General features: G+C 39.1%; 21 protein-coding genes. 3 read left to right on the forward strand and 18 right to left on the reverse strand.

The features are described from left to right. Positions 1–49: 49 nt before the first annotated feature. From BZZ03_RS00825 to BZZ03_RS00840, 4 genes are all read right to left on the reverse strand, one after another. Positions 50–943, reverse strand: a complete 894-nt coding sequence (locus BZZ03_RS00825; protein WP_086582073.1) for a DNA/RNA non-specific endonuclease — start codon at positions 941–943, stop codon at positions 50–52. 108 nt (positions 944–1,051) lie between these two features. Beyond that, the gene (locus BZZ03_RS00830) at positions 1,052–1,858 is read right to left on the reverse strand and encodes a GH25 family lysozyme (protein ID WP_019292139.1); all 807 of its coding nucleotides are present in this window, start codon (positions 1,856–1,858) and stop codon (positions 1,052–1,054) included. A gap of 70 nt (positions 1,859–1,928) precedes the next feature. Next, positions 1,929–3,053, reverse strand: coding sequence for a radical SAM family heme chaperone HemW (gene hemW / locus BZZ03_RS00835; protein ID WP_086582075.1), 1,125 nt, complete (start codon positions 3,051–3,053; stop codon positions 1,929–1,931). Between the two features lie 44 nt (positions 3,054–3,097). Next, positions 3,098–3,685 carry a hypothetical protein gene (locus BZZ03_RS00840; RefSeq protein WP_086582077.1) on the reverse strand — a complete coding sequence of 196 codons (588 nt, stop codon included), beginning with the start codon at positions 3,683–3,685 and terminating at the stop codon, positions 3,098–3,100. Positions 3,686–3,842: 157 nt separating this feature from the next. On the opposite strand from BZZ03_RS00840, the gene BZZ03_RS00845 reads away from it, so the two are divergent. Continuing rightward, on the forward strand, positions 3,843–5,435 hold the full coding sequence (locus BZZ03_RS00845; protein WP_019294126.1) for a bifunctional aspartate transaminase/aspartate 4-decarboxylase: 1,593 nt from the start codon (positions 3,843–3,845) through the stop codon (positions 5,433–5,435). Positions 5,436–5,505: 70 nt separating this feature from the next. On the opposite strand, the gene tpiA is transcribed toward BZZ03_RS00845, so the two are convergent. The 7 genes from tpiA to pcrA form a co-directional block, all read right to left on the reverse strand. Continuing rightward, positions 5,506–6,264, reverse strand: coding sequence for a triose-phosphate isomerase (gene tpiA, locus BZZ03_RS00850; protein WP_004258230.1), 759 nt, complete (start codon positions 6,262–6,264; stop codon positions 5,506–5,508). Between the two features lie 134 nt (positions 6,265–6,398). Beyond that, entirely contained in the window at positions 6,399–7,310 is a 912-nt protein-coding gene (locus BZZ03_RS00855) for a bifunctional riboflavin kinase/FAD synthetase (protein ID WP_086582079.1), read from the reverse strand. Position 7,311: 1 nt separating this feature from the next. Next, on the reverse strand, positions 7,312–8,217 hold the full coding sequence (truB, locus tag BZZ03_RS00860; RefSeq protein WP_086582080.1) for a tRNA pseudouridine(55) synthase TruB: 906 nt from the start codon (positions 8,215–8,217) through the stop codon (positions 7,312–7,314). Positions 8,218–8,343: 126 nt separating this feature from the next. Continuing rightward, positions 8,344–8,796, reverse strand: a complete 453-nt coding sequence (locus BZZ03_RS00865) for a VOC family protein (RefSeq protein WP_004258242.1) — start codon at positions 8,794–8,796, stop codon at positions 8,344–8,346. An 88-nt stretch (positions 8,797–8,884) separates the two neighbouring features. Continuing rightward, on the reverse strand, positions 8,885–10,141 hold the full coding sequence (mdt(A), locus tag BZZ03_RS00870) for a multidrug efflux MFS transporter Mdt(A) (RefSeq protein ID WP_086582082.1): 1,257 nt from the start codon (positions 10,139–10,141) through the stop codon (positions 8,885–8,887). A gap of 197 nt (positions 10,142–10,338) precedes the next feature. After that, entirely contained in the window at positions 10,339–10,905 is a 567-nt protein-coding gene (locus tag BZZ03_RS00875) for a DNA-3-methyladenine glycosylase I (RefSeq protein WP_061413264.1), read from the reverse strand. Positions 10,906–10,908: 3 nt separating this feature from the next. Beyond that, positions 10,909–13,203 carry a DNA helicase PcrA gene (gene pcrA / locus BZZ03_RS00880; protein WP_086582084.1) on the reverse strand — a complete coding sequence of 765 codons (2,295 nt, stop codon included), beginning with the start codon at positions 13,201–13,203 and terminating at the stop codon, positions 10,909–10,911. Positions 13,204–13,413: 210 nt separating this feature from the next. Between pcrA and BZZ03_RS00885 the strand changes: the two genes are divergently transcribed. Both BZZ03_RS00885 and BZZ03_RS00890 read left to right on the forward strand, forming a co-directional pair. After that, positions 13,414–14,280, forward strand: a complete 867-nt coding sequence (locus BZZ03_RS00885; RefSeq protein WP_086582086.1) for an ABC transporter ATP-binding protein — start codon at positions 13,414–13,416, stop codon at positions 14,278–14,280. A gap of 12 nt (positions 14,281–14,292) precedes the next feature. Beyond that, positions 14,293–15,060, forward strand: coding sequence for an ABC transporter permease (locus BZZ03_RS00890; RefSeq protein ID WP_061413267.1), 768 nt, complete (start codon positions 14,293–14,295; stop codon positions 15,058–15,060). A gap of 50 nt (positions 15,061–15,110) precedes the next feature. Here BZZ03_RS00890 and BZZ03_RS00895 read toward each other — a convergent pair whose 3' ends face one another. The 7 genes from BZZ03_RS00895 to parE all read right to left on the reverse strand — a co-directional run bounded on the left by BZZ03_RS00895 (position 15,111) and on the right by parE (position 25,353). Next, a complete protein-coding gene (locus BZZ03_RS00895) occupies positions 15,111–15,842 on the reverse strand; it encodes a class A sortase (protein ID WP_061413268.1) in 732 nt (243 codons plus the stop codon). Positions 15,843–15,853: 11 nt separating this feature from the next. After that, complete coding sequence (locus tag BZZ03_RS00900) at positions 15,854–16,924, reverse strand: FAD:protein FMN transferase (protein WP_086582088.1); 1,071 nt, start codon at positions 16,922–16,924, stop codon at positions 15,854–15,856. Between the two features lies 1 nt (position 16,925). Beyond that, positions 16,926–19,397: a DNA gyrase subunit A gene (gene gyrA, locus BZZ03_RS00905; RefSeq protein ID WP_019292491.1), complete on the reverse strand. Its 2,472-nt coding sequence runs from the start codon at positions 19,395–19,397 to the stop codon at positions 16,926–16,928. A gap of 159 nt (positions 19,398–19,556) precedes the next feature. Beyond that, on the reverse strand, positions 19,557–22,040 hold the full coding sequence (gene parC / locus BZZ03_RS00910) for a DNA topoisomerase IV subunit A (protein ID WP_086582090.1): 2,484 nt from the start codon (positions 22,038–22,040) through the stop codon (positions 19,557–19,559). A 45-nt stretch (positions 22,041–22,085) separates the two neighbouring features. After that, positions 22,086–22,547 (reverse strand): GNAT family N-acetyltransferase, encoded by a 462-nt coding sequence (locus BZZ03_RS00915; RefSeq protein WP_019292489.1) that lies wholly within the window; start codon positions 22,545–22,547, stop codon positions 22,086–22,088. 2 nt (positions 22,548–22,549) lie between these two features. Then, positions 22,550–23,392 (reverse strand): 3'-5' exonuclease, encoded by an 843-nt coding sequence (locus BZZ03_RS00920; RefSeq protein ID WP_086582092.1) that lies wholly within the window; start codon positions 23,390–23,392, stop codon positions 22,550–22,552. Between the two features lie 23 nt (positions 23,393–23,415). Continuing rightward, a complete protein-coding gene (gene parE / locus BZZ03_RS00925; protein ID WP_019292487.1) occupies positions 23,416–25,353 on the reverse strand; it encodes a DNA topoisomerase IV subunit B in 1,938 nt (645 codons plus the stop codon). Between the last annotated feature and the right edge of the window lie 214 nt (positions 25,354–25,567).

The following is a 25,567-nucleotide window of genomic DNA, read 5'->3' on the forward strand; positions in this document are numbered from 1 at the left end:
AAACTCTGTTTCTACGTTTTTTATTTTATTCAAACAGGAATCTACTCTCCTACTGCAAAATCATGCCCTTGCCTGAAGCATAATCAATTTGAATACCTGGCTGCACATTTGGAATGAAAACATTAAACTCTAAGCTTCCATCTTTCGACTTGGCTTCCATATGAGTCCCTGAGGGAACGAGATCATTCCCATCATACATAGGTTCTACACGATAACGGACTGTTTTGTTCTTATCGAGCGCTTTACGCACTAAACCTTCATAATAGTTTTGTCCTGTATTTTCCTCATTGCCATTACTTGCCTGATTGGCCCAAGCGGTTTGTGTACTGATATTTTGTGGATTTGCTTCAGAAGCATCAAAGCCTTTAATATTTCCAGCTAGCGCGTAGCCAATTGAATGTCCTCGGTTATAGAGTGTGCTGTATGAACCAGAAGGAATCATGAGTTGTTTCCAGCCTACAGGATTTATTTTCGCACTGTTGGACTTTCCATCTGCTCCCGTTGTTTCTGAACGGTTTTTGTACTGGCGGCTTGTCTTGTTGAGGAGTGCATTGGCAAGTTTGGGACGACCTAAAGCATCTTGTTTTGCCAGTTGAACATAAGGTGCACTGTTAACTTTAGCATCCAAGTCTGTTTTATTGTCATTGACAATAAAGGCACCAGTTCCATTATAAGTGACTGAATCTTTGAGGTTCTTTTTAATTGAAGGTGTCAAAACTGATTGTGCTAAAGATTGTGTCGGCACTTTGTCTTTGACACTGCCATAATCTACCTTGCTAAAATTCTTAAGTTGCTGGCTTTGCGTTGGCTGATTCAGTGATGGTGTTCCTGTGACTGTCGACAATATTTCGGGATTCGACTTTAGAAATCCTAAACCAAGAACGACAACTGTTCCTAGAATCCCTGCCCCTGCTTTCAAACCTGTTTGTTTTTTCTTTGCCATCTTCGCTCCTGATTTTATCTTATTACTCGTTCAATGTTTGTTTCTTCTTGTCTCAAAAACAACATAAAGAAAATAGACTTTCGTCTACTGCTACTTCCCTTTATTAGATTAGGGATTTCTAAAAAGTTTATCGTACTGTTCTTGCGTACGAATCATATTTAAATCTAAATGTCCACCATAGCTCGACAATTGTCCGCGGTCCGTGAACTGGTGCATGTCATAGTTCAAATCTGTTTTAGGAGATGTATCCCACATCCCGGTATTTCGACCATAATCAGCCATCCAAATTGAACTAAAATGGCTAGAGTCAATCTTATGGTCAGTCAAGAACCAATCTTGCGCGTAGATACCTATATTCTTGGCACCTAGGCTCTTAAGCTCCTCACGGAAAGCATCCACACCTTCGCTCATGTTATCCATGCTGACTTCTTCAATATCCAGCCAATAATACGTTGGTTTAAAAGGATGAGCCCGCTCATAAAAAAGACGTGCCTGTTCTTTCATCTCTTCAACATTTTTACCATTGACATAGGCATATACAGCAACAGGAACACCACGCTTTTGCAATTCGCTCATATGCGTTTTAAATTGACGATCTTCACCACTTTTATAAGCTGCTGCATTGTCCTTACTTGACTTTCCTGTCTGTACACGTACGACAGCACCAATGACTTCTTGACTCATTAAATTATAATCAATATCTTCTGGGCGTTGCCATGCGGAGATATCTACTACAAAACGGTTCAAATCAACATCATCATTGCTTAATGATTTATTTACAACCACCGTTTCTTCTTTTTCATGCGTCGCTGCCATTTCGGGAACCTGGTATCTTAGGTTACCAAAAGCAAAGACCAGAGCAGTAAAAATTCCAGCAACAATCATGGTTGCTAGAGGGGTAAGTTTTTTTCTCATATTACTATTTTCACTCTTCATTCACACTATTGTAACATAGATTAGAACAATATCTTTCAGATATGCATACTTAATCTAACAAAAAACGCTCAAAAACTTCATTTCCTAATTCAAATCCTTTTTCCGTCATCTGAATCCGTCCATCAGCTTCAAACAACATTTTTTGAAACGCCAATTCTTCAATAATTGTGCCATAAACTTCTTCAAGTGTTTGACCAAACTTTTTATGGAAACGTTCAATGGATACACCATTTTTTTTGCGTAAGCCTAAAAACATTTCCTCTTCAATCCTTTGTTTTCTTGTCAATATTTCTTCATTTACACGTTTATTTTCCTCGCGTAAATAATGATGAACAGGTCCATGATTTTTATAACGAATACCATCAAGATAACCTGAAGCTCCAGCTCCAATGCCATAGTATTCCGCATTGTCCCAATATGTCATATTGTGCTTACTTTCATAGCCGATTTTTCCAAAGTTTGAAACTTCATAATGCGAATAACCTTTAGAAGTCAGCATTTCAATAATATACTCATACATATCCGCATTGCGATCATCAGATGGTAAACGGAGGCGTCCACGACGTTGACGATTCATGAATACTGTATGATCTTCTAGTATCAGGCTATATAAGGCAACATGGGGAAGGTCCAATTCTAAGAATTTTTGAACATCCCGCTCAACCATTTCCATCGTTTGGTTCGGTAAGCCATAAATTAAATCTATTGTGATATTTTCAAATCCGGCAGCACGTAGTCTTTCGATTGAAGAGTAAACTTGTGCTTCAGTATGTGTTCTCCCAATTTTTTTCAAGAGTTTATCATCAAACGATTGTACACCAAGTGAGATGCGGTTCACAGGCGAATTCGCTAAAACAGCAAGGACTTCATCTGTTAAATCAGAAGGGTTTGCTTCCACTGTGAACTCTTCAAGTTCTTCTAAGTCAAGCGTTTTTGTCAGATGCGTGAGTAATTTTTCAAGCTGATCTGCAGGTAAAACACTCGGTGTCCCACCTCCAATATAAAGCGTTTTTAAACTACTAATATCATAACTATCATATTCTTTGAGCAACTCATCAATATAGGCTTCGACCGGTTGTCCCGTCATCAAAACTTTAGCAAAATCACAATAGTAACAAATATGTGAGCAAAAAGGGATATGTACATAAGCTGCTTTTGTTTCGTTCTTTTTCACTTTATTTCCTCTTCATTATTTGTTTCTATGATTTTTACAAATTTTCATTTTACGCTAGTTTTTATCGACTTATCTTTCACTTTTAAAATCACTGTCATTAAGATGTTTAATAGAAAAAGATAAACAGGGAAAGCAAGATGTGCAAAATCCCAAGTACTTGTAGCGGGAAGGGCAATTCCCGTGGTCACTATTCCCGCAGCAAAGGGCTTAATGCTTTCAGTTTCAGGAAATCTCCAAGCTTTAATCAAGGTAGGCAAAGCTGCTAAAGCATCACTCATGATGGCCAATAAAATCGCCAGATTAGAATTCTGTGTCAAATACCAGATGACTAAGGTGATCAGTGAAACTATTCCACAGGACAAGTCAAAAAAGGTTATTTTCCAAAAAGACTGCTTATTTATAAAGGAAGCGCCAAAAACAAGCAAGGGCGTAAAGCCAGCCATAAAAACAGGAATTTGACCAAGGCTAAACCCCGACGAAGAAAAGGTGGCAAAAAAAGCAATCATTGGCGCTAAAGCCCAGAGAAACCAAGTTACTTTATTGGGAATAACCCAGCCTTTGAGTGTGGCTCTAACGTAGCCCAAAGCAAAATATAAGGTAACAGCAGCACTCAAAATAAGTAAATATGCCATCTTGCCGCTCTCCTTTACTGGTAAAAACTCATATCTTACTATTGTAACAAAAAACGAGCGAAAATTTTATCATTTTAGACTATTTGAGTCAATTTGTTTTCTATTTATTGTGTTATAATTAATAACAAAAGTTCAATAAATTTAAATGGGAGAACACATGGAAAAAGAAGTTACCATTACTGATTATACCGGTTTAGGAGCTTTTGAAGTTAGCTTTGAAATGCTTAAACTGGCAGAAAAAAATAAAAAAGCCAATATCTTTTTGAATGCCGGTCGCGGCAATCCAAACTGGATTAATACAAAAGCACGTTTAGCCTTTAATCGCTTGATTGAATTTGGTATTAAAGACTCCCTTCGTACGATTGAAAAAGCTGATATGGCTGGATACACAACATTGAAAGGTATTGGGCAACGCTTTGAGGCTTTCTTAGAACCTGACGATGATGAGATTGATAAATTCTTGATTGATGTCATGGATTATATCGAAATTGATCTTAAACTAAATATTGACGATGTGATTAAGGAATTTATCGATGGTGCTATCGGAAATAATTATCCTGTTCCTAGCCGCTGTCTGAGAAATACCGAAATTGTCTTGAATCGTTTTATGGAAAAAATTCTGTATAATGGCGTTCACCTCGAAAATAAGACACAAATCTTCCCAACGGAAGGCGGTACAGCTGCGATTGTCTATATCTTCAACTCACTCAAGCGCAATAAATTAGTTGTGCCGGGTGATAAAATAGCTATTAACACACCTATCTTTACACCTTACTTGCAACTTCCTGGTTTAAGTGAATTCAATCTGGTTGAAACATTAATTACTTCTGATGAGAGCGACAATTGGAGCATTCCCGAAACAGAAATCGAAAAATTATCAGATCCTGAAATCAAGGCATTCTTCTTAGTTAATCCATCAAATCCAGGTTCTAAAGCTTTCAGTCAAGAAACACTTGACGCTTTAAAACGAGCTGTTGAAAAAAATCCGGATCTCATCATTATTACAGACGATGTCTATGGAACTTTCGTTCAAGATTTCCAATCTGTCTATAGTGTTGTTCCCTATAATACCATTCTCGTTTATTCTTTCTCAAAACTTTTTGGTGCAACAGGTTGGCGTTTAGGGCTTATTGCCATGCAGGAAGATAATGTCTTTGACCGTCTTATCTCTGAGCTTGATCCTGAGGATATTGAGAAACTCGACAAGCGCTATGATATTGTAACACATGACACTAAAGAGTTGCCATTTATCGAACGTATTGTTGCGGATTCACGTTCTGTTGGTCTCTATCACACAGCTGGCCTCTCTACACCGCAACAAATCATGGAAGTTCTTTTTGCCTTTACGCATTTGATTCATCGTAAAGAGGCAGATCCTTACTTTGAGGCTTGTGATGCTCTTATTGATGAACGTTATCAAGATTTGCTTAAAGCCATGAAATTAGAGCCAGACAACTCGAAAGAGAATGCTAAATATTATACGCTCGTAGATATTTACCAACTTGCCGAAATCCGTTTTGGTAAAAAATTCCGTATCTATTTGGAAGAAAACTTTGATTACTTAGAGTTCTTGCTCAATCTCGCCGACAAAAATGGCGTTGTTTTGATGGACGGGACAGGTTTTGGTGCTTCTAGCGGAACACTCCGCATCTCTCAAGCCAACTTACCTACAGAGGATTATTACTTGATTGGGAAGCAGATTATCAATCTCCTTAAGGAATATTACTCGGATTATTTGAAGAAGAGATGAGTGTAAATAATACTATATGAAATAAAAAAAGGAACCTTAAAGGTTCCCTTTTTTATTATGCATGTTAATCTTATTTGTAAATTTCAAGCAAGCCAAGGAATGAATCAGCTTCGAGTGAAGCTCCACCAACCAAAGCGCCGTCAATGTTTTCTTTAGACATAAGTTCAGCAACTGTTTCAGGTTTTACAGAACCACCGTATTGGATACGTACAGCATCTGAAACTTCTTTTCCGTAAAGTTTTTCAACTGTTGAACGAACAACACCACAAGTTTCGTCAGCGATTTCAGCAGTAGCAGTTTTACCTGTACCAATAGCCCAGATTGGTTCGTAAGCGATAACCATGTTTGCAACATCTTTACCGTCGATACCAGCAAGACCAGCTTCGATTTGAGCTGAAACCCATTCAGCTGTTTTACCAGCTTCAAAAGTTTCAAGTGTTTCACCACAGCAAAGGATTGGTGTTACACCAGCTGCGATAAGAGCTTTAGCTTTTTTGTTGATGTCTTCGTCTGTTTCGTGGAAGTACTCACGACGTTCGCTGTGACCGATTACTGAGTATTCGATTCCTTCTGCTGCAAGCATAGCTGGAGCGATTTCCCCAGTGAAGGCACCTGAATTTTCAAAGTAAACATTTTCTGCTGCAACTTTAAGTGGATTATTTCCACGTTCTTGTACCATTGATACAAGGTAAAGTGCAGGAGCTGCAATAGCAACTTCTACTTTGTCTTCTGATGGCAATTTACCGTCAATGTTAGCGATAAATTCTTTAACCTCTTTGAGGTTTTTATTCAATTTCCAGTTACCAGCGATAATAGGTTTACGTGACATTATTAATGTTCTCCTTAAAAATTGTTCTTATTAAGTATATCACAATCTGGCTCTTTCTGCTTGGATTAACGTTTCAACCTTTTACCCGCCAACTCGTGAACCAAGTAAAGGGTAACAGAAAAACCTAATCAAAATTAGGCTTTTTTTACTTTATATTGACGTGCTTTTTCTTCGTCATCTTTCATCTGAACAATCAAAGCTTCAATGCTGTCAAATTTAATCATTTCTCGAATCTTATCTAGCCATAGAACCGTTAAGTTTTCTCCATACAAGTCCAAATCTTTATCAAAAATATGGATTTCGACTGTTTTTTCTTTGCCATTAAAAGTTTCATTATAGCCGATTGAAGCAAAGCCACGTTGACGTTGGCCCTCCCAAAGAACATCTACCGTATAAACACCAGTTGATGGGAGATGAATAAAGTCTTTAATCGCTAGATTAGCAGTTGGATAGCCGATTGTTCGGCCACGTGCAAAACCATGCACCACAATTCCAGTTGTCTCATAAGGATAACCTAAAAGCTCGTTTGCTGCTTCAATATCTCCAGTTTTTACAAGTTCACGTATCCGAGTAGAGGAAATTTTTCCTTCATCATCTGCAACTTCTGGTATAACGACCACTTTATATTGATCATTGCTTTTGAGTTGTGTCATGTCTGAGCCTGTTTTATGATCAAAGCCTGTAATAACAATTTTCGGTAAGAATTTTTCCACTACATTTTTAGAGAATTCTTCTGCTGTTTGTTTAGCAAAACTTGAAGTAAAATCTTTAAAAATTAGATAGTCCACACCATTTTCTGCAAAAAGTGCTTCTCGTTTTTTATCACTTGTTAACTTAAGCAACATATCTGGTTCAAATTTTTGAAAAGTAAGTGTCGGTTTTTCTGGAAAAGTTAAGACGGCAATCTTCAAATTTAGAACAGCTGCGAGTTTTTTTGCCTCAGCAAACAAAGCTTGGTGACCACGATGTAAACCATCAAAATAGCCCAAGACAAGAACTGTCGGTTCAGTCCAATTTTCAATTTCGTCAAAATATAAAGTTTTCATTTTAATTTATTACCTTATTTGGTTTTAATATTCCTGGTTTTTCGGGATGTCTCATATAGACAGCAATCAATTGATCTTGATAAAAGAAAGCAAAACGTGTGGCTTCGCCAAGCTTAGCAAACTCAGCTTCTTCAAACTTTTTACCCACGCGTACTGCTGCTGCTTGTTCGTCTGTCACATCAAGGCGTGGCAAGTCAGAGACTGCGACTTCGTTTGGCTGTAATATTTCATCAAGTTTTTCAGCCTTAACTAAAGTCTCAATCTGCTCCAAAGTCAGTGCATCAGCAATATGCAAACCGTTAGCTGCAGTCCGCTGTAATTTAGACATATGCCCCGCATAGCCCAAAGCATCAGAGAGATCAACTGCCAAAGTACGAATATAAGTACCCTTGCTACAAGCTACACGAAACGTAAATCGTGCGCAGCCCTTTTCAAAAGTCACTGGACTTGTCCGCGTAAATGATTTGATGGTAACCTTTCGTATGGGACGCTCAACCATTTGCCCAGCCCGTGCATATTCGTAAAGGCGCTTGCCTTTCACTTTAACTGCTGAATACATAGGTGGGACCTGTTGAATCTCCCCGACAAAACGTGTCATTACCTCATCAATTTCTTCGTCTGAGAGGGTTGATGGCACAGGTGTAGTTTCAATGACTTCACCTTCAGCATCCTCTGTTTCTGTAGAGAAACCGATTGTCACTTCACCTTCGTATACTTTCCCCGCCTCTTCCATGTATTCCAGAAGGCGAGTGGCTTTACCAACAGCTACAGGGAGAACTCCTGTCACTTGTGGATCAAGCGTTCCTCCGTGGCCGATTTTTTTTGTTTTTAAAATTCCTCGAAGTTTAGCAACAACATCAAAAGATGTCCAGCCCGCTTCTTTATATACATTTAAAATTCCATTCATAGATACATAATTATAGCACTTTTTCAGACTTATTTCAGATAAAGGAGCGCTTCAATTTAAAATATTTACATAAAAATAACGTAGCATTTTCTGCTACGTTAAAATACAAGTGAACTTTGCCCGTTTTTACATTTCTCCAAGTTTAGAGTAAGGTTGCGCATGCAACATCCATCGTACGCCATATTTATCAGTAAAATCACCCATAGCGCCGCCCCAGAATTGTTCTTCAAAAGGCATATTTATTGTCACTTTTCCTGAATCAGATAAGTGTTTCCAAAATTCCTGCGCTTCTGCCATCGCCTCTTTATCTTCTGAATTAAGATCTAATAAGATCGATATTCCTGTATAACTTAAAGCTTCATGTTGAAAATTATCTGCTGCCATAATAGTCGTTCCTAAGATATCAAACTGACTGTGCATTGTCATTTCTGCTGCTTGTTCTTCAGATAAACCAAATTCTTTTGCCTGTTCAGCAGCAACAGGAACACGGCGGATATTTTTTGCACCAAGAACTTCTTCATAGTAAGCAAGTGCTTCTTTGGTATTATTAAGAGCAATATAAGGATGTATGTTAGCCATAAGCGCCTCTTTCTTTTTTATACTTGCTATTGTGATACCTTCATTTTATCATAAGGAAGCTCTTTCAACTATTGATTTGACATTTATTTCATTGTCCTTCATTTTCTAACTTTCTTTGCAAATGTTTATCATAGTTCCGAACTGAGGGCGTACAATATAATAGAGCTGCAGCTAATATGCCTCCAAAGCCTGCAATCACAAGCATGTTTTGAACACCTATGGATTCCGCTACTGGAGCTGCGAAGATTAGCCCCACTGGCCCGGCAATACTCATCAATGCAGAGACTATTCCCATAACCCGTCCTAAGTATTGGGCTTCAAATGATTGCTGCGTGATTGCCATATTCATTGTGGTATAAATCTGTCCCACAATTCCAGCAAAAACATTCAAAACAAGGAAAACCCAAAACCCGTTCATATTGCCAGGAAGAAAGCCTGAACCACCGATGCTCAAGCCAACGATAAGATAAGCCGCAATAATCCAGGGCATACGGTCCTTAGTTTTTCCAAAAATACCAACAGCAAAAGAGCCAATCAGCATCGCAGCAGCAAATAGAACTTCAACCCAACCCGCGTGGACAATTGTACCGCCAAAATATTTTGTGGTCACTAGAGGATAGAGACTCATTGCGGGCATAAAAAGTAACATAAAAAGGGCGCCAATGAGAGTCATTTTCCACATCGGTTTATTCTCACGGAGAATATTAAACCCTTCAAGTGCATCCTTAATAACAGAAATCTTTTCACCTTGTGAAGCGACTTCCGGAATTTTAACCAAAAGCAGCATTCCAGCACCAAGGATGAATCCAATCACATCAAGTAAAATAACCCAATGAATCGGCATAGTTGCTACCATAAAAGCTCCAATCCCAGGTGAAACAATAAATATCAAAGATTGAATAATACCGAACTGTCCGTTGACTCGAGTAATTTCGTCTTCTGGTACCATTGTGGGCATAATAGATTGGACTGTTGGCATCTGAGCGGTCTGTGCAACCGCACGAATACCAATAGTCACAAAGACCATCCAAAGTGGATAAACATCATTATTAATCCCGTAAATAAAAAGACCCAAGGCTATTACTGCCACCACAGCATCATATGAAATAAGTAAGAACTTCTTGTTGATACGGTCAATGAATGGCCCAACAAACGGGCTTAGAAGCGCCATTGGTAACATACCTACAAGTGTAGCAATTGCAAGGACAGATTCTTCACCTGTTTCAAGGGTCAAATACCAAATAATCGCATACTGGACAATCATTGAAGTCACGCCCGTTAGGAGCTGACCTATCAAAAACAAATAAAAATTTTTCCGCCAATTTGGCGGGACTGATGTGTTCATAGAGTTCCTTTTTCTATATTTTCTTTAAGGAGCCTAAAATTTTATCCGTAATCCAAACAGATATTCTTCTCCTTTTTAAATATTAGCATATCAAAAAAGGAAGAGTTCTCAAAGCAATTCAAACCTTAACCTTTAGTATTTTGCTGATTTTTAAGAAGCATCAAAAAGCGCCTGATAAATGTCAGACGCTCCTCTTTCTACAACAGCTCTTTATTACGGAAACAATAATCCGCATGGTCATTAATCACGCCTACAGCTTGAAGATAAGCATAGATGATTGTTGGTCCAACAAATTTCATTCCTCTTTTCTTCATGTCTTTAGACATAGCTTCAGCTAAAGCATTAGTAACAGGTACTTGGCTCTCATCAGTAATTTGATGTTGCAACACTTGACCTTCTGAGAAAGACCAAATATATTTATCCAAAGAACCGAATTCTTTCTGAAGTTCTAAAACTTTTTGAGCATTATTTACTGCAGCTGCTATCTTTAGCTTGTTGCGGATAATTCCCGCATTTTGGCGGAGTTCTTCTTCCTTTTCCTTACTATAGCTGGCTACTTTTTCAATCTCAAACTGATCATAAGCTTTATAGAAGCTTTCTTGTTTGTTTAAAATGGTTGACCAAGAGAGGCCTGCTTGATTCATATCTAAAACGAGTTTTGCAAAAAGCTCTTGATCGTCATGGACCGGAGTACCCCAATATGTATCATGATAATGAATCATCTTCTCCGAAGAAAGACACCACTTGCATCGCTTCTTATCCATTTACTACTCCTTTTTCTCAATTGGTGCCATTGCAGCCAAAAGACGTTTCATACCCACTTCAGGAAACTTAATTTTCAGCTCCATATTCTTACCGGTTCCAGTAACAGCTAACACAATACCTTCACCCCATTTGCGGTGGACGGCAGTATCTCCAATCGTCCAATCTTCTGTAGCTACATCTGCTTTTTCAATCACACGTGATGCTCCAGGATTGACTGCAGCTTTACGTTGATGAAGAGCATCTGTCATGGACATGCCAGTACCAAATCGTGTCGCACCTCCAGCCATTTTATAACTAGCATTGAAGCTTGAATTGGCCTTACGTGCAATCCCTCCATAGTCCAATAACTCATCATCAATCTCAGAGATGAAACGGCTCGGACGATTATAGCTGGTTTTACCGTAGAGCACACGTTGATTTGCATTGGTCATATAAAGAAATTCTTCGGCGCGCGTGATTCCCACATAGGCAAGACGACGTTCCTCTTCCAATTCATCAGGATCATCATTAACACGTGAAAGTGGAAAGATATTTTCTTCCATCCCAATAAGAAATACAACAGGAAATTCTAGACCCTTTGCAGCATGTAAGGTCATCATGGTAACCGCGTCACTCGCTTCTTCGTATTCATCCACCTCAGAAAGAAGACTCACTTCATTAAGGAAACGACTCAAGCGGTCCAAACCGGTTTCCTTGATTGGTTCTCCGGTCATTTCATCTAGTGGTACTTCTGACTTTTCATCAAAATTCTTTGTCACGGAGAGAAATTCTTCGATATTCTCAATCCGTGTCTGAGCTTCAAGATTTGCTTGCATTCGCAGGAACTTCATATAGCCCGTGCGGTCGAGCATTTCTTCGACAAGTTCCGTGATACTAGATGTTTCAATGAAGCTACGCAAGAAATCAAAAATTAGCCCAAGATTGTAGATTTCGCCAGCTGCTTTGCCTCGAATATCCGATAAAGTAATATCCAACGTTGATTCTGCTAAAGATTTACCTTGCATATCCGCAAAGTTTCTCAATTTTTCCAGAGCACTTGGACCAACACCACGTTTAGGCTCATTAACGATCCGCTCAAAACTCATATTATCTCGAGGATTGGCAATCACGTTAAGATAAGAGATCACATCACGAATTTCTTTACGTGAGTAGAACTTTGTCCCAGCGACCATACTATAAGGAATATTAGACTTCAAGAAGGCTTCTTCTATTGTACGTGACTGTGCATTTGTCCGGTAAAGGACTGCAAAATCAGAGTATTTCCGTCCAGCTTGCACTTGCTCATTGATTGTCGAAGCTGTAAAGATTGCTTCATCCCGCTCATCGTTGGCACGATAATAAAGAATATTCTCCCCATCATTATTTTGAGTCCATAATTTTTTAGGACGACGGTTCACATTGTTGTTTATCACATTATTGGCAGCTTGTAAGATTGTTTTTGTGGAACGATAATTTTCTTCAAGTAAAACAACTTTCGCATCGGGATAATCTTTTTCAAAGTCAAGAATATTCTGCATATCTGCACCACGCCAGCCATAGATCGATTGATCAGCATCACCAACGACACAAATATTTTTAAAACGTTGAGCCATTAACTTGACGAGCTGATATTGCGCATGGTTAGTATCTTGATATTCATCCACATGGATATATTGAAATTTACCTTGATAATAGGCTAAAACATCTGGATTTTTATCAAAAAGACGTAAGGTTTGCATGATTAAATCATCGAAATCCATCGACTCCGCTTTACGCAGTTCTGCCTGATAGATTTTATAAACACGGGCTGTCAGTAACTCATAAGGATTACGCGCATTGATTTGTCCTTCGTAAGCCTCGGGATCGAGAAGGTCATTTTTAGCGTTTGAAATCGTATTAAGGAGCGTTTTGGGTTCCCATTTTTTAGGATCCAAGTTAGCTTCTTTCAAAATACGCTTCATCAAGGTTTTTTGTTCCCCTGGATCAATAATCGTAAAGTTTCGGTTATAACCAATATGATCTGCATCGCGTCGGAGGATTCGAACACACATTGAGTGAAATGTTGCAATTAATGTATCTTGAGCTGCCGGGGTTAAATTAAGCGCACGTTCTCTCATCTCCCGTGCGGCTTTGTTGGTAAAGGTAATCGCCAAAATATTCCAAGGATTCACCATTTTTTCATCGATAAGATAAGCAATGCGGTGTGTCAAAACACGGGTCTTTCCGGAACCCGCGCCCGCCATAATCAAAAGTGGTCCTTCTGTAGTTTGTACTGCTTCTGCTTGTTTTTCATTCATTCCATTTAATAAAGGATTCATTTATTCTCTCAATTCCAGTCTAGTCTTGCTCTCCTATTATAACAAAAGAGGACCTATCCTGCACATCTGTTTTCCCTAAATTCTTTTTCATTAAATGTAATGATTCTCGCAATAAACAAAGCTGTAAATATGGTATTACACTTTATGGATTGGCTTGTAAAAGCAACGCACACATGATAGAATTATTCATAAAATGAAAGAAGGAAAAACATGACGCTGAACATCCAAAACCTCCGCTTCTCTTACCAAGCGCACAATGTCCTGAATTTATCCCCTGTATCTTTTGAACAAGGAAAAATTTATGGGATTGTGGGAAGAAATGGTGTCGGAAAAACAACATTTTTTAAAACGCTGACTAATATTATTACCAACTATTCCGGTAGCATCGAAATTGATGGGAAGAATATTAAAGAAAATCCTAAAGTACTGACTTCTGTCGGTATTGTTCTTGATGATATGGAACTTTATAAAAACTACTCAGGTTGGTTTAATCTTCGCTACTTTGGTGGGCTACGTGGAAATTTTGATGAAGAGAGAACCCGCATCTTAGCTAAAGAATTAAATATTTACGATAACCTGAACGAAAAAGTAAGCCGTTATTCTTTAGGAATGAATAAAAAGTTGATTCTTCTGATTTCCCTGATGAGCGATGCAAATATTCTCATTTTTGACGAGCCTTTCCGTGGCTTAGATAAAAAAACAGTCGAATGGTTTAAACATTACTTGCTTCATTTAAAGACAGAGGGACGAATGATTCTTATTTCAAGTCATGTTCAAGAAGACATTGAAACTCTAGCCGATGAAGTTTTAGTCCTAGAAAATGGTAATTTTGTTGAAAAATTTGATCTTCATAAGAAGAATCAGACCTATATTTACCGTGTACAAACAAATCAGCCTCAAGCGCTTCACACCTTCCTAACCGAGTTACAAGTCAAGTTTTCACAGCAATCCGAAAACTGGACTATTTTTGAAATGAATGAAGACAAGTATCGTGAATTCTTCAAGGAAGCTGTAGCTCAAGATATTGAGTTTTATCAGATTAAAAAAGAAAGCAAGTTCATTGAACTTGTGAAATAGGAGGAACTCAGTATGAATGCCAAAAATATTTTTAAAATGGAAATGTATAAAAACATAAAGGATAAAACTTACATGATTGTCCTTGCCGTATTCATTTCTTTAAGTTTACTGCTTAACTTTTCATGGTTAGCTGTCAGTTTGACAAACATTGATTTTCAAAACTTTCCCATCCTCCTCACCTTTCTTTCGATTACGACTGTCTTTGCCGTCATTGGGTTAGCTATCTTTTCCCTCTTATATCCTTTTCATCTGCTCAATATTGATTATAAAAACAAGGTCATGAGTTTGATGATTGCAAGTGGAGTCTCTCGGGTCAAATATTACTTTGTCAAGATTGGCACAACAATTTTGACTCAATTAATTGCTCTTTTTCTTGTCTTGGTTGTCCCCTTTGTCACCTTCTTTATCTTCAACCAAGAAACGGTCTTTTCTCTCTTTCGATCGCTTGACTTACTCGTTCATTCTGCCGATATTTTTACGGGACTTCTTTCTTATATTTTAGGACTCGTAGCTATGATGGTAACAATGGCTTTAGCCGTTATTATCACGCGCGGAAGAACATCAGGTTTATTTGTATACATTGCTTTTAATTTCACCTCTCGCATTCTTCAAACAGTCTTAATGAGTCTATTTTTCCTCTTCCTTGCACAAGTAGGAACTTCAGACTTTAGTTCTACCTTTGTAAGTAATAACAGTCTCTTCAGTATTGGTTACCATATTATAGAAATCTTAGTTTTCGGCCTCATTGGTATTTTCTATCTTCGCAAACAGGATTTATAAAAGTATCGAAAAAAACTTCCAGAGCATTTCTGGAAGTTTTTTTATTTTTATTAAAGTACTTGATTATAACTGCGGTCAAAAGCAGATTTCATCTCTTGTGTCGCAGCATCATAAGCAACTTTTTTCTCAAATGTACCATGTACAATAATTCGATTTACAGCTTCTGGATCAGCACAGGTTACCAAGGTAATCTCCGTTTTTCCTGGTGTATCATCGATTACCTCTGAATGTTCTGGAGAAACGACAGATATTTTGTTGATACGATATTGATAGATATTATTTTTGTCCGTGACGTAAATAACCATCCCCTCTTTCGCACGTTCAAGCGGGGTAAAGAGTAGGCTAACATCGCTGCTAAATCCAGTGACGTTATGGCTGGCTAAAGCATAATTTCCTTGCCCCATCACTTGGTCTTCCTTCATCGTACCCGCTCCAAAAGCAAGGTTCTCATTTGCTAAGCCTTTGAAAATTGGCAGATTAATGCCAACATCTGGAATTGCAATGCCCCCAATGACTGGCATGGGTTGACGGTTTAACTGGTTACGTACCACTTGTTCAAAACTAATCGACTCTACACTGTCAAAGTCAAAGTTGCCCTTTACTTCTTTGTTTTCTTTAATCGTTTCCCGCGTCACATTATTTATCTGATAATGCGCCGTATTTCTGCCGATTAACCAGTTTCGGATAGGTTTGTTAAAAACAAGGATTAAACCCACAAGAAAGAGAACCAAAATAAGCAAATTGACTAGCACGCGTTTCCAACTCTTACTTTTTTTCGCCATGTTGCCTCTTTCTATTTTAAGTCTTTAATTTGACCGAGCTTATAGTTTTCACTGGTTAAGTCAAATTTATCTTTTAAGCCATCCGTAATATAGACCTTGTTATCTTTATCCACAAATACAGCTTGAACATTTTTCAGGCTTTCGACATATTCATAACCTTTTTTGGTTCCCATAGCGTAAATCATAGTAGATAAACCATCACCATTTGTAGCATCATCACCAGAAATTAAAAGAGTGATGCTGGCAATATCATTGTCAAATGGGAAGCCCGTTTTAGGGTTAAGGATATGAGAGTAGCGATGCCCATCCACTTCTAAATAACGTTCATAAATACCAGAAGTATTTACATGTTGATCACTTGCTTTTAAAATTCCTAACTGCGATTTTTCTGGATCATTGGGGTCTTTTATAGCAATCGTCCACGCATCATTTGTTTGACGTGGAGAATGTCCAATCACGTAGATAGAACTTGATCCCAAATCGACAATACCAGTGGTTACGCCATTATTTTTAAGACTTTCAACCATCTTCATGGCTGTATATCCTTTAGCTATTGAACCTAAATCTAAGCGGGCACCTTTTTGACTTAAATAGACGGTACTGTCCTTTTCATTAAACTGGATAAATTGATAGTTAATTAGAGGTAAGACCTTGTCTATCTCATCTTGTGAAGGTTTCCGTGCATCAGGAAAGCCTATATTCCAGAGCTTGCTCAAAGGACCTATGGTAATATCATAGCCCATGTTCTTAGCAGAATAGTTATAGCCTAGCTTGATCAATTGATAAATTTCAGAATTTACTTTGACAGGTTTAATACCAGCATTGTCATTGATTTTATCGACAACTGACTTTGCTTGATCTACAGATACCCAATCGTTATATTTCTCAGCAATATTTAAAGCTTCTTCAACCGCTTTTTCCTTACCTTTATCGTAGACAGTGACTTGGATGTATGTTCCCATTGTTGTGGCATCTTTTTTGATTGGCTGCTCTAAAAGATCACGGGTCTCCTTATTTGAACTACAAGCTGCCAGTAAAAAGATACTGACAGCTGCAGTTAAGAATATAAATAATTTTTTCATTTTATTCTTCCGTATTTGAAGCTCTCTCTGCCTCGTTTATTTCTTCCTCTTCCTGTTCAGGTTCAACCAGAGCAAATGTCACAATTTGTGCATCATCATCCAAACGCATGATTTTCACTCCTTGCGCTGCACGACCCGTTTGTGAGATATTATCAACACTTGTACGAATCACAACACCTGTATCAGTAATGACCATAATATCTTCATCACCATTGATAGCAGTCAAACCGGCAAGTTTACCTGTGCGGTCAGTGATGTTCATGACTTTAATCCCTTTACCACCACGACCTTTAACAGGATATTCACTCGCAATCGTTCTCTTACCTAAACCTTTTTCAGAAATCACTAAGACTTCCTGTTCATCATGAACAATCGCTGTACCAACAACAAAGTCGCCTTCACGCAGGCTGACACCTTTAACACCCGTAGCAGAACGGCCCATATCACGTACTACAGCTTCCTCAAAGCGTACGGAGAAGCCATTATGCGTTCCGATAATGATGTTTTCTTTGCCTGATGTGAGTAGAACATTGATAAGCTCGTCACCTTCACGAAGATTTAGAGCTTTGAGACCGTTAGTTCGGATATTAGCAAATTGTTGGGTATTGGTACGTTTGACTAAGCCTTTACGTGTTGTAAAGAACAGATATCTTTCTTCGTCTGACTTCACAACATTAATAATTGTTTGAATCTTTTCACCTTCATCAAGTTTTAAAAGATTGACGATAGGCAAGCCTTTAGCAGCACGACCGTATTCTGGGATTTCATAGCCCTTCATCCGATAGACACGTCCAAGATTAGTAAAGAAGAGCAAATGATCGTGTGTACTTGTTGATACCAGATGTTGTACAAAATCATCGTCGGACATGTTCATGCCCTGAACACCACGTCCACCACGTTTTTGTGCACGGAATTCGTCATTGCTAAGACGTTTGATATATCCCTTATTTGAGAGAGTGATAAGAACATCTTCTTCCTCAATCAAATCCTCGTCTTCCAGATTCAAGACTTCTCCAACCAAAAGCTCTGTGCGACGTTTGTCTGCAAATTTACGTCTAATTTCACCTAATTCTTCTCGAATAATAGCTTTAACACGTTCTGGTTTAGCCAAGATATCTGCCAAATCAGCAATCAAGGCAATAAGCTCTTGATACTCATTTTCAATCTTGTCACGTTCCAAACCTGTCAAACGGCGCAAACGCATATCCAAGATAGCTTGCGATTGCTTGTCTGACAGTTGGAATTCGTCCATCATCGCTTTTTGAGCAATTGCATCTGTTGCAGATTCACGGATAATAGTAATCATACGATCAATGTTATCCAAGGCTATACGCAAACCTTCTAAGATGTGAGCACGAGCTTCTGCACGAGCTTTATCAAAGCGTGTACGACGTTCTACAACTTCGATTTGATGCTCAATGTAGTCGGTCAAGATTTGTTTCAATGACAGAATCTTTGGCGTACCCTTTTCAATGGCCAACATATTAAAACCAAAGGATGTTTGAAGTTGTGTAAGCTTGAACAAGTTGTTCAAAATCACGTGTGCCGATGCATCGCGACGGACTTCAACCACTAAACGTACACCTTCACGACTTGACTCATCACGACAGGCTGTAATACCTTCAATACGCTTTTCTTGTGCCAAACGGACAATATGCTCATGAACTTTTGACTTATTGACCATATAAGGGAACTCAGTAACTACAATGCGTTCCTTACCGCCAGGTAATTCCTCAATTTCTGTCTTCGCACGAAGCGTAATTGAGCCTTTACCTGTTTCATAAGCACGGCGAATACCAGATTTACCCATGACTAGAGCACCAGTAGGAAAGTCTGGCCCAGGTAATACTTCCATCAAATCACGTGTTGTCGCCTCTGGATTTTCCATCAGCAAGTCAACCGCATCAATTGTTTCTCCTAAGTTATGAGGTGGAATATTTGTCGCCATCCCAACGGCAATCCCCGTTGTTCCGTTAACCAAAAGGTTCGGAAAACGTGCCGGAAGTACTTCTGGTTCTCGTTCCGTTCCGTCATAGTTATCAACGAAGTCAACAGTGTTTTTGTTGATGTCACGAAGCATTTCCAAGGCAATTTTTGACATACGTGCTTCGGTATAACGTTGAGCGGCAGCGCCATCTCCATCCATGGAACCAAAGTTCCCATGTCCGTCAACCAGCATGTGGCGATAGCTCCACCACTGAGCCATACGTACCATGGCCTCATAAATCGAGCTGTCTCCATGTGGGTGATATTTACCCATGACATCCCCGGTAATACGGGCAGATTTTTTATGTGGCTTATCAGGCGTTGTACCAAGCTCGTTCATTCCGTAAAGAATGCGGCGATGAACCGGCTTCAAACCATCGCGTACATCAGGTAGGGCACGTGCCACAATAACTGACATTGCATAGTCACGAAAGCTGGTTTTCATCTCCTCAGCAAGATTGACATTTATGATATTTTTATCTTCCATGTTCTCCTCTTTCAATGTATAAACACTGTCTCTATTATACCATAATTTCTTATTGTTTACAGTTGTTTTTAAATCTTTTGAATATACTTTTCCCTTGTAAATCAGGCTTATTTTGACAGTATTTCTAAATAAAAAAATAATCCTCATTGAGGATCATTTTTATTTTATTTTTGCTTCAATCACACGATCAATATCTTCGGCTAAGGGATGGCCATTGCTTGCACGATCGGATAAATTCAAGTCTGTCAGTTCTGTTTGATAGACTTTACCCACTGCTGAAGTTACCTCCAAAATCTGGCTCTTATCAGTTGGCGTATCTTCTGCTTCTGCAGGACTGAAAAGATCAACTGTCTCTGAAAGTGGTGTCTTATCAGTATTGATCACACTGCCTGCTGAGAATACGGTATGCGGATTGGTCTTCAAAGGACGTAAAACCTGTAGGCCACGATTTGCTCGACTTGTTTCCGGAATATCCTCAGATTTTACCCGCTTGATAAAGCCACGTTGTGTGAGTAGGTACCAACTGTCTGTTTGCACAAAGAAGGCGGCCTTGACCAAATCTCCTGCTTTAAGATTCATTGCCTTAACACCAGCTGCTTTAGCCCCCACAACTGGAATTTCTGAGATGTTAAAGCGAAGGGCGTAGCCATTTTCAGAAATCAACATCACATCTTCATCACCTTTAACAATCGGTGCGATGGTTACAATACTGTCTTTGTCTCCTTTGAGTTTCCCGTAAACCATTGACTTAGAGCGGTATGTCCGCCAAGGTTTAAAGGAATCAAGTTCAACTTGCTTGATTTGACCAGCTGCAGTGACTACCATGTAATTTTCGCCAGACTCAAAATTATCAAGTACTTGTGCAAAGATAATTTCTTCATCGCTGGCAAAATTGTTCAAAGTTTGGGAGATATGCTCGCCAATATCCTTCCAGCGGACATCAGACAATTCATGGACTGGACGATAAATAACATTTCCAAGACTGGTAAACATCAGCAGGTGCTGCTTAGTCCGTGCGCCTGCTTTAACAAAGATTAATTCGTCATCCTCACGTTTACCAACTTCTTCAATATTGGAAGAGGCAAAACTACGTGGTGATGTGCGTTTAATGTAACCACCACGCGTAACTGAAACAACCGTTTCCTCTTCCGCAATCAGTTGTTGCGCCTCGATCTCTATCGTTTCAACATTATCTTGTAGTTCTGAACGTCGTTCCTTGCCAAATTTTTTCTTGACTTCACGTAACTCACGTTTCATCAAGTTATAAAGTGTACGTTCATCATTGATAATCGCACGGAGTTCTAAAATCTTAGCTTCAAGTTCAGCTTGTTCATTTTCTAGAGTTACGATGTCGGTATTAGTTAAACGGTAAAGTTGCAGTGTGACTATGGCTTCGGCCTGTTCCTCACTGAAAGCATAGCTCACTTTCAAGTTTTCCTTAGCATCTGATTTGTTTTCAGATGCACGGATTAAAGCAACGACTTCGTCCAAGATAGAGACCATCCGGATCAAACCTTCAACCAGATGTAATCTTTTCTCTGCTTTACTCAAGTCAAATTTTGAACGCTTAACAATAACGTCCTGACGATGGGCAATATAAGAGCGCAGAACAGGAAGAACACCGACTTGACGTGGCGTCATATTGTCAATTGCCACCATATTGAAATTATAATTAATTTGCAAATCTGTGTTTTTATAGAGGTAGTTAAGCACCAGCTGACTATTGGCTTCTTTTTTCAGCTCAATAGCAATGCGTAGCCCTTCACGATCGGATTCATCACGCACTTCAGAAATTCCAGGCACTTTGGCATTTACGCGCACATCATCAATCCGTTTAACCAAAGTTGCTTTGTTGATTTCATAAGGAATCTCTGTAACAACGAGTTGTTCACGACCGCCTTTAAGTTTTTCAACTTCTACTTTTGAACGGACAGCAATACGCCCTTTGCCTGTTTCGTATGCCTTTTTGATCTCACTACGCCCTTGAATAATGGCACCTGTCGGAAAATCGGGGCCGGGCATGAAAGTCATGATTTTCTCAACATCAGCTTTAGGATGATCAATCATATAGATTGTCGCATCAATAACTTCTCCAAGATTGTGCGGTGGGATATCTGTTGCATAACCTGCCGAAATCCCCGTTGAACCGTTCACCAACAAGTTAGGAAAGCTTGCGGGAAGTACAGTTGGCTCTTTTTCCGTATCGTCAAAATTCCAAGCATGAGCAACTGTATCTTTCTCAATATCTTTTAATAAATACGAAGAAATTTCTGCCAAACGTGCTTCAGTATAACGCATAGCAGCCGGTGGATCACCGTCCATCGATCCATTATTCCCGTGCATCTCAATCAAAGGCTCAAGCATTTTCCAATCTTGCGACAAGCGAATCATCGCATCATAAATCGAGCTGTCTCCATGAGGGTGAAAATTACCCATAACATTTCCGACAGACTTGGCAGACTTACGATAAGCTTTATCAAAAGTATTGCCATCCTTATTCATTGAATACAGGATGCGTCGTTGAACGGGTTTTAAGCCGTCTCGAATATCAGGTAGGGCACGTTCCTGAATAATGTATTTTGAATAGCGTCCAAAACGCTCGCCCATAATATCCTCTAAAGGTAGAGTTTGTATATTAGACATTAGTCCTCCAACAGTTATTTCATTTTTAAGTTTACAAAATGTTTTTTAAGAGGCAAAATCCTTTAAGTCCAAAATCATTTCAACATGTTTTATGCCATCTTCCAAAAAGGGTTCTGAATCTTCCTTGAATCCAAAAGAAGCATAGAATGCACGGAGATAGTACTGCGCTTCAATACGCACTACAGGTTCTCGCCATGATTGAGCCAGAAACTCAAGAGCCTGTTGCATCATTTTACGCGCCGTTCCTTTGCCACGTTGGCTTTCCTTCACCAGTACACGGCCAATAGAGGCCTCAGGATAAGAAAGCCCCGCCGGTAAGATACGACAGTAGGATTGAATGGCACCTTCATCATCTTCTAACCACAAGTGCAATGACTTTTGATCCTTACCGTCGACATCTTGATAAGCACATTCTTGTTCAACAACAAAGACTTCAGAGCGGACTTGTAAAATTTTGTAGAGTTCTGATCGCGTAAGTTCTTCGAAATTTTTAATCTTCCATGCCATATTTATCCCTCTTTTTCTATTTCGTTTGTAAAGTTAGCTTTCTGCATTTCCTTCAAAAAGTCAGAATGAATGGTTACTGTCTCATTATTATAAAGCGTAGCTGTCAGACTGTAACCCGTTGAATAAGCTGCTGTTATCGCCAAGCCTGTCACCTCGAATTTTTGCCAATTTCGCTGTGTATCTCTACGATAATAAACCAAATCTTTAGTAATTGGTAAGCTCAATTTTCGGCGAACTTCTTCCGTGATTGTCGTATCTATCTCACCAAACAAATCCATTTGTAAACTTTCGTTTGATACTAGTTGCGGTTTTGGTGGACGTGACAAGTCTTGTAAGTACTGATAGAGACGGGCGGTGATAAGGCAATCATTGAGTGCATCGTGGCTACGCAAATCAATACCTAAAACATCCTTGAAGGTTTCCAACTTATAGTTGGGCATCTGCACTAATTTTTTTGCTTCAGAAAGTGTATCGTAGACTTGAAAATGAGGTGCATCACCAATCTCACAATCTACTATCGCCTGATAAAGAAAGCTGACATCAAAAGGAGCATTATGAGCCACCATCAAGCTATCTCTTGAAAAGGCTATAAAATCAGGTAAAACTTCAGCGAGAACTGGTTGCCCCAGTAAGGAAGCCGGCCAAATTCCAGTCAGTTCTGAAATTTTAGTCGGAAGATAAGAACGCGTGGGTTTGATCAACTGATTAAAGCGCGCAATTTCTTGGTGCGATTGGTCATATTTGACAGCACCAATTTGAATAATCTCATTTTTTTGAGTACTAAATCCTGTTGTCTCAAAGTCAAATACTACGTAATGCTCCACCTTATCACATTCCTTTCTCATTTTTCCTAAAAATATGCAATTACTTAAAAGACTGTGTTTTCTTCCAATGTAAACTTAACATTGTTCTCAATCCATTTACGACGAGGCTCCACCTTGTCTCCCATCAAAACTGAAACCCGTTTTTCAGCTTGCGCTGCATCATCAATAGTTACTTGAATCAATGTACGAGTTTCAGGATTCATAGTTGTCTCCCACAGCTGGTCAGCATTCATTTCCCCTAGACCTTTATAACGCTGAAGCGTTGCTCCCTTGCCAAAAGTTTGACGAAGTTCTTCAAGTTCAGCATCTGTCCAAGCATAAGCAACTTTTTCTTTTTTGCCTTTACCTTGACTCATCTTATAGAGCGGTGGCAAGGCAATATAAACGTGCCCATTTTCGAGAAGAGGCTTCATGTAGCGATAGAAAAAGGTAAGAAGTAGGGTTTGGATATGTGCACCATCTGTATCCGCATCGGTCATAATAATTACTTTATCATAGTTCCGATCCGCAAGGGTGAAATCTGCTCCAACACCCGCACCAATAGTGTAAATCATTGTGTTGATTTCTTCATTTTTAAGGATATCCTGCATTTTGGCTTTTTCAGTATTGATTACCTTACCACGCAAAGGTAAAATCGCTTGGAATTTACGGTCGCGTCCTTGTTTTGCTGAACCACCGGCAGAATCTCCTTCGACAAGATAAAGTTCATTTTTATTAGGATTTTTAGTTTGTGCTGGTGTTAATTTCCCTGAAAGAAGTCCTTTGTCTTTCTTATTCTTTTTACCTGTTCGAGATTCTTCACGTGCTTTGCGTGCTGCTTCACGTGCTTCACGCGCTTTAATTGCCTTACGAATTAAATTTTGTGCCAGTTCACCATTCTCCAGAAGATAGAAAGTCAATTTTTCAGAGACCAGAGCATCAACTGCTGGACGTGCTAAGGGTGACCCAAGTTTATCTTTCGTTTGCCCTTCAAACTGCAAGTATTCTTCTGGTACAAGAATAGAGAGAACAGCTGTCAGCCCTTCACGATAGTCTGAGCCTTCGAGATTTTTATCCTTGTCTTTGAGTAAACCTGTTTTTCTGGCATAATCATTCATGGCTTTGGTCAAGGCCGTTTTAAGTCCAGCTTCATGTGTTCCGCCATCCTTTGTCCGAACATTGTTAACAAAAGAAAGGATATTTTCCGAATAACCATCATTATATTGTAAAGCTACTTCTACTTGGAAAGAATCTTGTTCCCCTGCAAAATATAAAACGGGGGTGAGCGTATCCTTATCCTCATTGAGGTAGTCTACAAAATCTTGTACACCATTTTCATAGTGGAATTCTTCCTTAACTTCCTCTTCTCCACGCTGATCTGTAAGCGAGAGAGTGACGTCTTTCAAAAGAAAGGCAGATTCGTTTAACCTTTCCGAGATTGTTTGGTATTTAAATTCAATCGTCGAAAAAATCGTCGCATCTGGCATAAAGGTAACTTTTGTCCCTGTTTTAGATTTTGGTGCCTTACCTATTTTTTCTAATGTTGTTACAGGATGTCCACCGTTCTCAAAACGTTGACGATAAACATTACCATCACGCGTAATCTCTACTTCAAGCCAGCTTGACAAAGCATTCACGACGGAAGAACCTACACCATGTAAGCCTCCGGATGTTTTGTAGCCACCTTGGCCAAACTTACCACCCGCATGAAGGACAGTAAAGATAACTTCAACAGTCGGTTTGCCTGTAGCGTGCATTCCGACAGGCATTCCACGCCCTTCATCTTCCACAGTAACAGAGCCGTCTTTATTTAATATTACCGAAATCTTTGTTCCAAAGCCTGACAAGGCTTCATCGACAGCATTATCTACAATTTCCCAAATCAAGTGATGCAAGCCTGTTGAATCCGTTGAACCAATATACATCCCTGGGCGCTTTCTTACGGCATCAAGCCCTTCCAGGACCTGAATCGCGCTGTCGTCGTAATTATTTATATCTACCATTCATTATTCTCCATTTAAGCTAGCTATAAACCAGCAGAAATATTCATCTTTCCTATTCTACATTCTTCAAGAGCCTTTGTCAAAAGTCTTTATAATACAAACTGAGCTTTTTTATCCCTATTACCTAAAAAAATTAAATTTGAAAAGATTTTCTTTCAAAGAATCGCTAAAAATCGTCAACTTTTATGTTATAATTGTAGAGCTATTACAAACG

It is taken from the genome of Lactococcus petauri (assembly GCF_002154895.1).
GTDB classification, from domain to species: domain Bacteria; phylum Bacillota; class Bacilli; order Lactobacillales; family Streptococcaceae; genus Lactococcus; species Lactococcus petauri.

Excerpts from the sequence above, each read along its gene's own strand:
- BZZ03_RS00825 (WP_086582073.1), bottom strand. The coding sequence starts at position 943 with ATGGCAAAGAAAAAACAAACAGGTTTGAAAGCAGGGGCAGGGATTCTA.
- BZZ03_RS00830 (WP_019292139.1), bottom strand. The coding sequence starts at position 1,858 with ATGAGAAAAAAACTTACCCCTCTAGCAACCATGATTGTTGCTGGAATT.
- BZZ03_RS00840 (WP_086582077.1), bottom strand. The coding sequence starts at position 3,685 with ATGGCATATTTACTTATTTTGAGTGCTGCTGTTACCTTATATTTTGCT.
- BZZ03_RS00845 (WP_019294126.1), top strand. The coding sequence starts at position 3,843 with ATGGAAAAAGAAGTTACCATTACTGATTATACCGGTTTAGGAGCTTTT.
- tpiA (WP_004258230.1), bottom strand. The coding sequence starts at position 6,264 with ATGTCACGTAAACCTATTATCGCTGGTAACTGGAAATTGAATAAAAAC.
- BZZ03_RS00855 (WP_086582079.1), bottom strand. The coding sequence starts at position 7,310 with ATGAAAACTTTATATTTTGACGAAATTGAAAATTGGACTGAACCGACA.
- truB (WP_086582080.1), bottom strand. The coding sequence starts at position 8,217 with ATGAATGGAATTTTAAATGTATATAAAGAAGCGGGCTGGACATCTTTT.
- BZZ03_RS00865 (WP_004258242.1), bottom strand. The coding sequence starts at position 8,796 with ATGGCTAACATACATCCTTATATTGCTCTTAATAATACCAAAGAAGCA.
- BZZ03_RS00875 (WP_061413264.1), bottom strand. The coding sequence starts at position 10,905 with ATGGATAAGAAGCGATGCAAGTGGTGTCTTTCTTCGGAGAAGATGATT.
- pcrA (WP_086582084.1), bottom strand. The coding sequence starts at position 13,203 with ATGAATCCTTTATTAAATGGAATGAATGAAAAACAAGCAGAAGCAGTA.
- BZZ03_RS00885 (WP_086582086.1), top strand. The coding sequence starts at position 13,414 with ATGACGCTGAACATCCAAAACCTCCGCTTCTCTTACCAAGCGCACAAT.
- BZZ03_RS00890 (WP_061413267.1), top strand. The coding sequence starts at position 14,293 with ATGAATGCCAAAAATATTTTTAAAATGGAAATGTATAAAAACATAAAG.
- BZZ03_RS00895 (WP_061413268.1), bottom strand. The coding sequence starts at position 15,842 with ATGGCGAAAAAAAGTAAGAGTTGGAAACGCGTGCTAGTCAATTTGCTT.
- BZZ03_RS00900 (WP_086582088.1), bottom strand. The coding sequence starts at position 16,924 with ATGAAAAAATTATTTATATTCTTAACTGCAGCTGTCAGTATCTTTTTA.
- gyrA (WP_019292491.1), bottom strand. The coding sequence starts at position 19,397 with ATGGAAGATAAAAATATCATAAATGTCAATCTTGCTGAGGAGATGAAA.
- parC (WP_086582090.1), bottom strand. The coding sequence starts at position 22,040 with ATGTCTAATATACAAACTCTACCTTTAGAGGATATTATGGGCGAGCGT.
- BZZ03_RS00915 (WP_019292489.1), bottom strand. The coding sequence starts at position 22,547 with ATGGCATGGAAGATTAAAAATTTCGAAGAACTTACGCGATCAGAACTC.
- BZZ03_RS00920 (WP_086582092.1), bottom strand. The coding sequence starts at position 23,392 with ATGAGAAAGGAATGTGATAAGGTGGAGCATTACGTAGTATTTGACTTT.
- parE (WP_019292487.1), bottom strand. The coding sequence starts at position 25,353 with ATGGTAGATATAAATAATTACGACGACAGCGCGATTCAGGTCCTGGAA.